Below are 11,158 nucleotides of genomic sequence, written 5' to 3'. Positions count from 1 at the left end.
TCCCACCGTCCGCACCAACTGTTTTTGTAGACCCGAGGCGGCTCAGGTCGTGAATACGAACACGAGTCCGATTGCCGTCGCCGCAAGTGCCAAGGCCAGCGGGATGACCGCGATTTCGATCCACGCCGCGCGCCCCGGCAACGGTCCGCTCGCGGTGTCCACGTCCGACTGCAGGAAATGATCGAGCGTTTCGCGTGGCGCCGTCATGTGATGCCGGGCCGTCGTCACGATGAAAAGCAGGACGCCGAAGAACACCAGGAACAGCAGGGAGGCGAAAGCGAGCGTGAAGTCCGCTTCGCGCGCGGTGCCGAAGGCGAGCCAGGCCGCAAGCATCATCCAGGCAAAGGCTGCTCCGACTGTCCTGTAGACGGCACGGGGGAGTTCGCCACCGGGAATCTCGTCGGGTTTCAAATGGTCGGTCATGGCAAGCTCCTGCGATTGGACGAAGAAAGCAGCCCGAGCACAGCGATTGAGGGTGCCGACGACGGAAACGCGGCCCGCCCGCTTCAACCGCTCAATGCGCGGCACGACAAACGCGTTGCACGCGGTCCACCTTACATTTTGTGCAGATTTGCCCGGCCGTTGGTTGCCATCGGCATCGAATAAGTAATTCGATTTTTCTTCGTTAGGACGCTGCGTCCCGCCGCTTAGCTTCCCGCACAGCTGACATCTTTTGCGAGTCGGAGCTCCGCGCGCCATGAACGAGATTCTGGACATCAAGACGCTTGCCGCCACCACCTCCTGGGGCCGCGGTCGCGTTTACGACAACATCACCGAGACCATCGGGCATACCCCGCTCGTCGCGCTGAACCGTCTGCAGGCCGAAGAAAACGTCACGGCGCGCATCTTGCTCAAGCTTGAGTTCTTCAACCCGCTCAACTCGGTCAAGGATCGCATCGGCGTGTCGCTGATCGACAGCCTCGAGCAGCAGGGCAAGATCGAGCCGGGCAAGTCGGTGCTGATCGAGCCGACCTCCGGCAATACCGGCATCGCGCTCGCGTTCGTCGCCGCCGCACGCGGCTACGAGCTGATCCTCGTCATGCCGGAATCGATGTCGCTCGAGCGGCGCAAGATTCTCGCCCATCTCGGCGCCAAGCTCGTGCTCACGCCAGCGGCGGGAGGCATGGGTGGCGCGATCGCTCGCGCCAAGGAATTGGCCGACGAGTTGCCGAATGCGGTCATCCCGGCCCAGTTCGACCATCCCGCCAATCCGCTGGTGCACGAGCGCACGACCGCAGAGGAGATTTGGAAGGATACCGGCGGCGAGGTCGATGCCGTCGTCGCAGGCGTCGGTACCGGCGGCACCATCACCGGCGTCGGTCGCGTGCTGAAGCCGCGCATCTCCGGCCTCAAGATCATCGCCGTCGAGCCCGACGCGAGCCCGGTTCTCTCCGGCGGACAGAAGGGCCCGCACAAGATCCAGGGCATCGGTGCCGGCTTCGTTCCGGGCGTCCTCGACACCAAGCTCATCGACGAGGTGATCACGGTCTCGAACGACAAGGCTTTCGAGACGTCGCGGCGCATTGCCAAGCTGGAAGGCATCCCGGGCGGTATCTCGACGGGCGCCAATATCGCGGCCGCCCTTCAGCTCGCCAAACGTCCGGAGTTCTCCGGCAAGACTATCGTCACGTTCGCTCCGTCGTCCGCCGAGCGCTATTTCTCGAGCGATCTGTTCCCGACGCCGCAGGGCGCCTGATCGATCAAGGCCGATCTTTAGTTGAGGACGAATTCGAGAAGCCCGGCAAAGTCGTGCGAAGTCCCATCGGCGGAAATGCCGAGCTTCTCGACCGGCAAGTTGAAGCGGTTGACCCAGTAGGTCGGAAAGCCGAAGCTCTTGGCGCCGTAGGCATCCCATCCACCGAATGCGGCGAACGCCACTTCGTCTTTCTTCAATCCCAACCGTTCGAGCCCGAGCCCATAGGCGCGCGGATCGGGCTTGTAGGTGTGGTTTTCCTCGGTGCTCAGCAACGCGTCGAAGAGATCGGCGATGCCGGCGTGCTCCGCATTGGCGCGCAGCATTTTCGAGCTGAAATTGGCAATCGTGATGATCCGCACGCCGGATGCCTTGAGCGTCTTGAGCCCCTCGATGGCGTCAGGCCACGGCGTGAGCGTAAGATAGGCGTTGAGAAGCTCCTGCTTGGCCTGAGGCGAGAACTCGAGCTTCATCGCCTCGGCGGTATAGGTCAGCGCATCCTCGGTGACCTTGAAGAAGTCTTCGTGCCGGTTTGTGATCGAGCGCAGAAAGCCATACTCGAACTGTTTGGCGCGCCATGCCTTCGTGAACTCGAGGCCTCTTCCAGGGAAAACCTTCTCGACAGTCGGCACCACGGAATTCGGATTGAAAATGACGAAGTAGTCGAAGGCGACCGCTTTGAAACGCGGAGCGGCCACATGCGCATCACTTCGCTCTGCCGGCGACACGAATAAGCAGACTGTAATCGCGGTAAGGCAGAGCCACGTAATCCGTTTCATGAAGCAGTCTCTCCAGGATATCGGCGATCAGCATACTACGTAGTGTGTCGTTGCCGTGGCACGCGCCACCGTCGATCGTTCTCGCCGAGAGCGAATCGGAAAAGCTCCGCAGTTTTTCTTCGTTCGAGGCGCGCATCCGAAAATCTAGCATTCGCCACGTAGGGGTTTTGTACGTGGGGGATTACATGTTTGTTCGTCCGTCGTCTCTGATCAGGTCGGCGCTCGCCGTCGTGGCATTTGGATTGACGCTGCCGTCGGCGGCCGATGCAACGGAAGGCTACTTCCAGCATGGCTACGGCGCACGCCACAAAGCACTCGGAGGAGCAGGCGCAGCGGACAGTCGCGACTCGACCGCCATTTCGCTCAATCCCGCCGGCCTCGTTCACTCGGGCAACGAGGTGACCGCCGCCGTTTCAGCCTTCAGCCCGCGCCGCGAGTTCGAAGGTGGCGGAATTTTTCCAAGCTTCACGCCGAACGGTGAAGTCGAAAGCGACAGCAACTGGTTCGCGATCCCCAATCTTTCGGCGAGCTACCGGCTCGGCCCGGACTCGTTCTTCGACGTCATCGGCGTCTCGGTCTATGGCAGCGGCGGCATGAACACGGACTATCCAGGCGTGTCGCGCGCCCCGCTTCCCTTCGACGGCGTCTTTTTGGGTGGCGCGTTGGGCGTCGACCTGCAGCAAGCTCTGATCTCGGTCGCCGTCGCCAAAACGATCGCTCCCGGCGTGTCCGTTGGTGTTGCGCCCATCATCGCGCGTCAGCAGATCAAGCTCAAAGGCCTCGGCGCATTCACGCAGCCCGGCTTCTCCATCGATTCCGATGCCGTCACCAACAACGGCTATGACGTGTCGTGGGGCTTCGGCGTGCGCGGCGGTGTGGAGTGGGCCGTCACGCCGAGCGTTCGCCTCGGTGTGGCAGGCAACTCGCCCATCTGGTCGCAGGAGTTCGAGAAGTATCGCGGCCTGTTCGCCGAGCAGGGCAGTTTCGACATTCCAGCCAGCATCCAGGCCGGCATTGCCGTCGACGTGACGCCGAACCTCACCCTGCTTGCGGACTATCGCCACATCTGGTTCGGCTCGATTGCCTCCATCGCCAACCCGTCCACCAACCTTCTCCTCGGCCATCAGCTCGGGTCGGACGACGGGCCTGGCTTCGGTTGGGATGATGTCGACGTGGTGAAGCTCGGCGTCGAGTGGCGCACGTCTCCGGACCTGACGCTGCGCGCCGGCTACTCCTACGCCACCAACCCGATCTCCTCGCGCGACGTGCAGTTCAACATCCTGGCGCCGGCCGTGGTTCAGCACCACATCACGGCTGGTCTCGAGTACAAGATCGACAGCGCATGGTCGGTGGAGCTCGCGGGCCTTTACGCTCCCGAAGAGTCCGTCAAGGGCGGCGATCTCCCCAACCCGTTCGTCTATGATCCCGCGCACACCGTGGAGATCAGCATGTATCAGTTTGAGGCCACCTTCGGTGTGAAGTACAAGTTTGGTGCCGACGCGCCGCTCAAGTAGGGCGGCGGGGCTCGTTCGTCGAGGTTCATCGATGACACCAACCGACTTCACGCCTTGGGCATCGCTCGCGGGCGGCGCTCTGATCGGCACATCCGCCGTTCTGCTGTTGCTGGTCACCGGGCGCATCGCCGGCATTAGCGGCATCGTGCGTCGCCTCTTTCCACCCTACGGCGCTACGGCACCGGTCGAGGCCGGCACGTTCCTGATCGGGCTTTTCGCTGCGCCGGCTGTCTGGACGTTCGTGTCCGGCGAAGCGGTCCACCAGACCGTGACCGGCAGCTTGAGCCTCGCGGTTGTGGCGGGGCTTCTGGTCGGCGCTGGTGTCTTTGCCGCGCGCGGCTGCACGAGCGGCCACGGCGTCTGCGGCCTCGCCCGCCTATCTCGGCGCTCGATCGCAGCGACCGCGATCTTTATGGCGACGGCGGTGGCGACGGTCTACGTCGCGCGCCACGTGGTGGGAGGCTAGTGTGATGATCGAGAAATTCGCTCTGGAACCTGGCCTCAAACTCTGGCGAACTTCGGAATGGGGACACTGGCCATGGGCGTGATCGCGTCTCTCGCCGCCGGACTGTTGTTCGGCGTCGGATTGATCCTCTCCGGTATGGTCGATCCCGCAAAGGTGCAAAACTTTCTCGACATCGCCGGCACCTGGGATCCGAGCCTCGCCTTCGTGATGGCCGGCGCCATCGGTGTCGCCGCGCCGGGGTTCTGGTTGGTGCGCCGGCGTACGGTCCCCCTCGCCGATTCCGCTTTTCATGTTCCGCCCGCTGACGCTCCCATCGATCGCACGCTTTTGATCGGCGCGGCCATCTTCGGTATCGGCTGGGGACTGGCCGGCTTTTGTCCCGGCCCCGCATTGGTTTCGCTGCCGCTCGCGGCGCCAGGCGCCGTCGCCTTCACGGCGGCTATGGTCGCCGCCATCGCCGCCGGCGTGCTTCTTCAGCAGAGGAAATGAAGCTGTCGATGTGCCGCCGCAACGCCCTTTCACCGCGCGCCGAAGTCTCGTAGGTTTTCGCCTTCGAGAGAGTATTTGGCCGGTGGAGGCTGCGTGACGAAGCCGCGACGCATCCAGCGCAAAAGAGCGAAGGGCTGGCGCATGCCGCCCAACACGGTCTATGTGGGCCGCGGCAGCAAGTGGGGAAACCCGTTTCCCTTCGATCATCAGCGCTATCTCGGCAAGGCCTGGGCGGTCGAGGCCTACGCGCACTGGCTGCGGACATCGCTCAAAGGCATGGCACTCGTGCGCGAGCGCCTGCATGAGCTCGAGGGAAAAAACCTCGCCTGCTGGTGCAAGCCCGGCGAGCCGCGTCATGCCGACCTGCTGCTTGCTCTCGCGGACGAAGGCGGAGAGGCCACCTTGCGTGTAGCGGAAAAAGAAGCGGCGGCCCCACGCTTGTGAGACCGCCGTTTTTCTACCGTCTTGGTGCCGATCAGAGATACGACTGCCCGGCGTCACGCTGGATGTCGCGCAGCGCCGAGACCAGGAGATCGATCTCACCGCACGTATTGTAGAACGCGAACGACGGCCGGACCGTCGTCTCCTGTCCGAAACGGCGTAGGATCGGCTGTGCGCAGTGATGGCCCGACCGTACGGCGATGCCGTACTTGTTGAGCCGTGCGCCAACCTCTTCGCTCGGCACGCCCTTGAGGACGAGCGAGATCACGCCCGCCTTCTCGGGAGAGGTGCCGATGATCCGGATCCCCGGCACGTTCTCGAGCAGCCGCTTCGTGGCGTACACCATCAGGCTGTGCTCGTAGTGAGCGATGTTCTCGAGCCCGATCCGCTCCACGTAGTCGATTGCCGCGCCCAAGCCTACGGCGTCGGCGATGTTGCCGGTGCCGGCCTCGAAGCGGTTGGGTGCATTGTGGAAAATGCTCCGCTCCAAGGTAACGTCCTGGATCATGTTGCCGCCGGTCTGGTAGGGCGGCAGGCTGTTGAGCAGGTCTTTCTTGCCCCACAGCACGCCGATTCCCGTCGGTCCGAACAGCTTGTGCCCGGAGAAGACGAAGAAGTCCGGCCCGAGCTCCTGCACGTCGACCTTCATGTGCGAGACCGACTGTGCGCCGTCGAGCAGAACCCGCGCGCCCGCGTGCTTCGCCATCTCCACCATTTGCTTGGCGGGGGTGACGGTGCCGAGGGCGTTCGAGACCTGGGTAAACGCGACGAGCTTGGTCCTGCTGTTGAGGAGCTTTCCATACTCCTCGAGCAGCACGACGCCGCGGTCATCCACCGGTGCGACGCGCAATTTCGCGCCCTTGGCGAGTGCAAGCTGCTGCCAGGGTACGATGTTGGCGTGATGCTCCAGGTGCGTGATGACGATTTCGTCGCCCTCATTCACGTGCTTCAGCCCGAAAGTCGCGGCAACGAGGTTGATCGACTCCGTCGTGCCACGCGTGAACACGATCTCGTCGATCGACGGCGCATTGATGAAGCGCTGGACTTTCTGGCGCGCTCCTTCGTAGGCATCCGTCGACCGCGCGGCCAGCTCATGCGCTGCACGGTGGATGTTCGAGTTCTCATGCTCGTAGAAGTGCACGAGGCGATCGATGACCGCCTTCGGCTTTTGCGTGGTGGCCGCGTTGTCGAGCCACACGAGCGGACGTCCGTTGACAGTCTCCGACAGGATCGGGAAATCGCGCCGGATGGCATTCACGTCGAACGGCGGATGCGCCGACGCGAACTCCGACTGGATGCCCGGCCCCGAGGCGCCCGGAACGCCGATGCCGCTTGCGCGACCCGGGTCTGCCGAAGCGCCGCCGACGTCCTTCAGGAAGTAGAGGGACGAGCCGCCGTTCGTCGGATCCGCAACGCGGGTTTCGCCGCCGATCGTGCCGAGCAGGGCCTTGAGCTCCGCGTCGTACGGAAGCGGGACCGGCTGCGGAGATGGCGAAGAGGATGCCACTGTCCCCGCGGACGGCGGCGTGCCGCCGAGCGAAACATCGGGCACCAGCTCCATCCCGTGCTCGGGTTCCTGCGCCGGAGCCAGCGTGCCCAGCAACGCCTTGAGCTCCGCCTCGTAAGGAAGCGAAAGTCCTGCCGGTCCGGGCACGGCACCGTGCAACGGAGGCGTGGCGAGGGGAACGTCCGGCACCAGCACTTGCGGCGGCGCGGCGACGGGCGCATTGGGGATGCCCGGCGATACGCCGGCAGGTAAGCCAGGCGTTGAGGAGAAGGCTTCGCTTGCAAGCCGTGCCAGCGAAGTTTCGTTCGGCAGTCCATACCCCGGAGCAAACCCTTGCGGGCTCGCACCGAAGCCGCCGAGCGACGGATTGTTCCGCGTCGGGTTGGCCGTCGAGACGTCGGGCGCCAGTCCCTGCGGGGATGCAGCGGGCGGAACGCCGGGAAGGAAGCCCGCAGGCGAGCCGGGAGGAGACGAGAATGCCTCGTTCGCCAGCCGCGTCAGCAAGGCTTCGTCCGGAAAACCGTACCCCGGACTAAGCCCTTGCGGGCTTATTCCGGCGCCGCCGAGCGACGGGTTGTGCCGTGCCGGATCCGGGCTCGGGCTGGGGGAGTCACTTATACTCATGATACTTGCCCACCTCGACGCCCTCGAGAACACCGAGCGCATCGTCCGTCAGAACTGCGAGAGAGCAGTAGAGCGAAACGAGGTAAGAAGCGATTGCCTTGTGGTTGATGCCCATGAAGCGGACGGAGAGACCCTTGCTCTGCTCGCCCGGCAGCCCCGGCTGATAGAGGCCGACGACGCCCTGCTTCGACTCACCGGTGCGGAGGAGCAGGATGTTGGTCTTTCCGCTCTTCACTTCGAGTTTGTCGGAGGGGATCAGCGGAACGCCGCGCCAGGTGAGGAACGGAGAGCCGAACAGGTTGACCGTCGGCGGCGGGACGCCGCGACGCGTGCACTCGCGGCCGAAGGCGGCGATGGCGAGCGGATGGGCGAGGAAGAACGCCGGCTCTTTCCACACGCGTGCGATCAGCTCGTCGAGATCGTCGGGCGTCGGTGCGCCACCGCGCGTCTTGATCTTCTGCGCTGATGCGGCGCTGGCAAGGAGGCCATACTCCTTGTTGTTGATGAGTTCGCTTTCCTGCCGCTCCTTGATGATCTCGATCGTGAGGCGGAGCTGCTCTTTGATCTGGTTGTGCGGCACCGAGTAGAGGTCGGAGACGCGCGTATGGATGTCGAGCACGGTGTTGACGGCCGACAGCATGTATTCGCGCGGGTTCTCGATGTAGTCGACGTAGGTGTTGGGGAGCGCGCGCTCATCGCGCAGCGAGCAGGCGACTTCGACGCTGCTCTCGTCCTTCACGCGGTTCACGCGATAGATGCCAGCCTCGACCGGAACCCAGTTCAGGAAATGCACGAGCCACCGCGGGGTGATGCTCTGCATTTGCGGAACGGTTTTGGTGGCATTGGCCAATTGCCTTGCGGCGACATCGCCTAATGCTGTTTGCTCCTCGTCTGCCATGTTAACCCCTTATGCTGTTATATTGGAGAATATTATGCCTCAAAGGCGGCAAATGACGCATCGCGCATTGCGCTATACAAGTCAATAAGAGATTTATATTCCAGCGCCGCTGTCGAACACGTCGCTGCGGGCCTGCGCCTGCACGATGTTGCTGCCGGGGGGCACGCTGCGTGTCAGCCACACGTTGCCGCCGATCACCGAACCGCGCCCAATCGTGACGCGCCCGAGAATGGTGGCGCCCGCGTAGACGACCACATCGTCCTCGACGATCGGATGGCGCGGCTGGCCTTTGACGAGCGCGCCGTTTTCGTCGACCGAAAAGCGCTTGGCACCGAGCGTCACCGCCTGATAGAGCCTCACGCGCTCGCCGATGATCGCCGTTTCACCGATCACGACGCCCGTTCCATGATCGATGAAGAAGCTGCCGCCGATCTCGGCGCCGGGGTGAATGTCGATGCCGGTCTGCGAATGCGAGCTTTCTGCAATGATGCGCGCGATGATCGGCAGGTCGAGCTTGTACAGCGCATGCGCGAGCCGGTGATAGATGATGGCCCGCACGCCCGGAAAGCTGAGAAGCACCTCGTCCTGGCTCTTTGCCGAGGGATCTCCGTCGTAGGCTGCGCGCACGTCGGTGTAGAGGACCTCGAGAATCGCTGGTAGCGAATCGGCAAACTCCTGCACGATGACGCGCGATGTCTGGTCCGCATCCACGAGTCCTTCGGAGGACAGCGAAGCCGTGAAGGCGAGCTCGCGGATCACTTGCCCTTGCAGCACGTCGAGCGCCCTGCCGAGCGTATGGCCGACGAAATAGTCGAGGGCCTCGTTGCTATTCGCTCTGGCACCGCCGAAGCGGCGGGGGAAAAGCGATGAGGTGAGATCCGAGATGGCCTCGGAAACCGCGCGCGGCGAGGGCAGTGGAAGCACGCGTCCTGTTTTATCGACGGTACGAGGAAGCACGCTACGGGCATTTCTGAGCGAGGTGACGACACGATCGATGTTGAAGCTCACGGCATGGGCCTCTTGCATAAAAATGACGGAGAGTTCGGCAACGATGTTAGAAATGGGCCTGCCCGCGGCGAACCAAGAAGAAGTGCTGAGCAAATTCCGCGCAATGAAAAGCCCGGCCCCGCGTTGGCGGGACCGGGCTCGATCAGCAAGGCTGCATCAGTTGCTCTTGGTCGTGATCTGGTCGTAGACGCCACCGTCGGCGAAGTGCTTCTTCTGCGCGTCGGCCCACGATCCGAAGACGTTCTCGACCTTGAACGTCTTGATGGTCGGCAGCTTCGCAGCAGCGAGTGCCGCCTCATTGCGCGGGCGGAAGCCGTGCTTGGCGATGATGCTCTGGCCCTCCGGCGAATACAGGAAGTCGAGGTAGCCCTTGGCCAGTTCTGCAGTGCCGCGCTTGGCGACGACACCTTCGACGATGCCAACCGGCGGCGCGGCCTCGATGCTGAGCGTCGGATAGACGACGTCGAACTTGTCGCCGAACTCGGTCTTGAGGAGGTCGACCTCGTTCTCGAAGGTCACGAGCACGTCGCCGACGTCGCGCTGGGTGAAGGTCGTCGTCGCGCCGCGTCCGCCGCCGTCGAACACCGGCACGTTGGCGAACAGCTTCGCGACGAACTCTTTCGCCTTATCGTCGCTCTTTTCGGTCTCGAGGGCGTAGCCCCAGGCCGCGAGATACGAGTAGCGGCCGTTGCCCGACGTCTTCGGGTTCGGAATGACGACGGAAGTGCCGTCCTTCACGAGATCGCTCCAGTCCTTGATGCCCTTGGGATTTCCCTTGCGCACAATGAAGACCGTGGTCGTCGTGTAGGGAGCGGCCTCGTTCGGGAACTTGGTCTTCCAATCCTTGGCGATCACGCCTTTGTCCGCAAGGAAGTCGAGGTCGGTGGATTGATTGAATGTCACCACGTCGGCTTCGAGGCCGTTCGCTACGGCTTGAGCCTGCTTGGTCGAGCCGCCATGCGACTGGTTGACCGTAACGTCGGCGCCCTTTTCCTTCTTCCAGTGCGTCACGAAAGCCGGGTTGATCTCCTTGTAGAGCTCGCGCGAGACGTCATAGGACGCGTTGAGAAGCGTGGTCTCCGCCGCATGCGCCGCGAGAGGTGCCAGTACGGCAAGGCCGAGGCCGGCAACGAGATTGCGAAAATTCGACATGTCGTGACCCTTTGCTGAAGTGAGGCTCGTGAGAGCCCTGATCGGAAAAGAGGCCGGCTCGCTGTTGCGAACCGGCCTGAGGAGAACCGTCGGCCAGAAACGATGGCGTGACCGCCGAGGTCCAGGGAGTGCGAGGTGCAGTGCGTGGTGTGACGGACGTGACGCGAGGAGAAACGAGAACCCGTCGCCACGCGTGGCGACGGGTGAAGAGAGTTACGCCGCCCTCGCTTTCTGCTTTCCGCCGCGGCCGAACTGGGCGAGTGCAGCCCGCTCGGCATCGCGCGGAGCCGAAAAAATCTTGCCGTCGAGCGGATAGTAGCGCGGCAGCGAGGCGTGGAATCGATAGCTCTTTTCGCTGTTCTGGCGAACGACGATGCCGGCGGTCTCGTCGGCGACTTCAATGATGTATGCGTCTGACATGAGGTGTCCTTTTCCGCCTTTCGGCGGGCTCAACTCGCAAGCTGTGAGAAGGGTTGCAGCGATGGGCACGGGGCCCGCGATCAGCAGCAACAACACCGAAGCGAGATGCGCGACACAAAACAAGCCGAACGAGCCTCGCATATCGAAGTGTCGTGGGCCGGATGGGA

Annotated in this window: 12 protein-coding genes; 5 read left to right on the top strand and 7 right to left on the bottom strand. The window is 63.3% G+C overall.

Features of this window, described 5'->3' with window-relative positions; genetic code table 11:
• Positions 1–42 precede the first annotated feature (42 nt).
• A complete protein-coding gene (locus QZV93_RS06935) occupies positions 43–423 on the bottom strand; it encodes a hypothetical protein (protein ID WP_295557084.1) in 381 nt (126 codons plus the stop codon).
• A gap of 274 nt (positions 424–697) precedes the next feature.
• Here QZV93_RS06935 and cysK point away from each other — a divergent pair, with 274 nt between their 5' ends.
• Positions 698–1,696: a cysteine synthase A gene (gene cysK / locus QZV93_RS06930; RefSeq protein WP_295557082.1), complete on the top strand. Its 999-nt coding sequence runs from the start codon at positions 698–700 to the stop codon at positions 1,694–1,696.
• Between the two features lie 17 nt (positions 1,697–1,713).
• Here the strand turns inward: cysK and QZV93_RS06925 are convergent, their stop codons facing one another.
• Complete coding sequence (locus tag QZV93_RS06925) at positions 1,714–2,391, bottom strand: haloacid dehalogenase type II (RefSeq protein ID WP_295557080.1); 678 nt, start codon at positions 2,389–2,391, stop codon at positions 1,714–1,716.
• Positions 2,392–2,657: 266 nt separating this feature from the next.
• Between QZV93_RS06925 and QZV93_RS06920 the strand changes: the two genes are divergently transcribed.
• The 4 genes from QZV93_RS06920 (at position 2,658) to QZV93_RS06905 (ending at position 5,385) form a co-directional block, all read left to right on the top strand.
• On the top strand, positions 2,658–3,986 hold the full coding sequence (locus QZV93_RS06920) for an outer membrane protein transport protein (RefSeq protein ID WP_295557078.1): 1,329 nt from the start codon (positions 2,658–2,660) through the stop codon (positions 3,984–3,986).
• Between the two features lie 31 nt (positions 3,987–4,017).
• Positions 4,018–4,452, top strand: a complete 435-nt coding sequence (locus QZV93_RS06915; protein ID WP_295557076.1) for a YeeE/YedE family protein — start codon at positions 4,018–4,020, stop codon at positions 4,450–4,452.
• A 72-nt stretch (positions 4,453–4,524) separates the two neighbouring features.
• Positions 4,525–4,941: a YeeE/YedE family protein gene (locus QZV93_RS06910; RefSeq protein WP_295557098.1), complete on the top strand. Its 417-nt coding sequence runs from the start codon at positions 4,525–4,527 to the stop codon at positions 4,939–4,941.
• A gap of 93 nt (positions 4,942–5,034) precedes the next feature.
• Complete coding sequence (locus QZV93_RS06905) at positions 5,035–5,385, top strand: DUF4326 domain-containing protein (RefSeq protein ID WP_295557075.1); 351 nt, start codon at positions 5,035–5,037, stop codon at positions 5,383–5,385.
• A 31-nt stretch (positions 5,386–5,416) separates the two neighbouring features.
• On the opposite strand, the gene QZV93_RS06900 is transcribed toward QZV93_RS06905, so the two are convergent.
• From QZV93_RS06900 to QZV93_RS06880, 5 genes are all read right to left on the bottom strand, one after another.
• The gene (locus QZV93_RS06900) at positions 5,417–7,513 is read right to left on the bottom strand and encodes a family 2A encapsulin nanocompartment cargo protein cysteine desulfurase (protein ID WP_295557073.1); all 2,097 of its coding nucleotides are present in this window, start codon (positions 7,511–7,513) and stop codon (positions 5,417–5,419) included.
• On the bottom strand, positions 7,500–8,411 hold the full coding sequence (locus tag QZV93_RS06895; protein ID WP_295557071.1) for a family 2A encapsulin nanocompartment shell protein: 912 nt from the start codon (positions 8,409–8,411) through the stop codon (positions 7,500–7,502). The genes QZV93_RS06900 and QZV93_RS06895 overlap by 14 nt, the downstream gene beginning before the upstream one ends.
• A gap of 93 nt (positions 8,412–8,504) precedes the next feature.
• On the bottom strand, positions 8,505–9,419 hold the full coding sequence (epsC, locus tag QZV93_RS06890) for a serine O-acetyltransferase EpsC (protein WP_295557070.1): 915 nt from the start codon (positions 9,417–9,419) through the stop codon (positions 8,505–8,507).
• 156 nt (positions 9,420–9,575) lie between these two features.
• Positions 9,576–10,571 (bottom strand): sulfate ABC transporter substrate-binding protein, encoded by a 996-nt coding sequence (locus QZV93_RS06885; RefSeq protein WP_295557068.1) that lies wholly within the window; start codon positions 10,569–10,571, stop codon positions 9,576–9,578.
• A gap of 213 nt (positions 10,572–10,784) precedes the next feature.
• On the bottom strand, positions 10,785–10,991 hold the full coding sequence (locus QZV93_RS06880) for a hypothetical protein (RefSeq protein WP_295557066.1): 207 nt from the start codon (positions 10,989–10,991) through the stop codon (positions 10,785–10,787).
• Positions 10,992–11,158: the final 167 nt, after the last annotated feature.

Origin of the sequence: uncultured Hyphomicrobium sp. (genome assembly GCF_902826555.1) — a bacterium.
Classification (GTDB): domain Bacteria; phylum Pseudomonadota; class Alphaproteobacteria; order Rhizobiales; family Hyphomicrobiaceae; genus Hyphomicrobium_C.
This window is presented reverse-complemented; position numbering and strand designations above follow the sequence as displayed.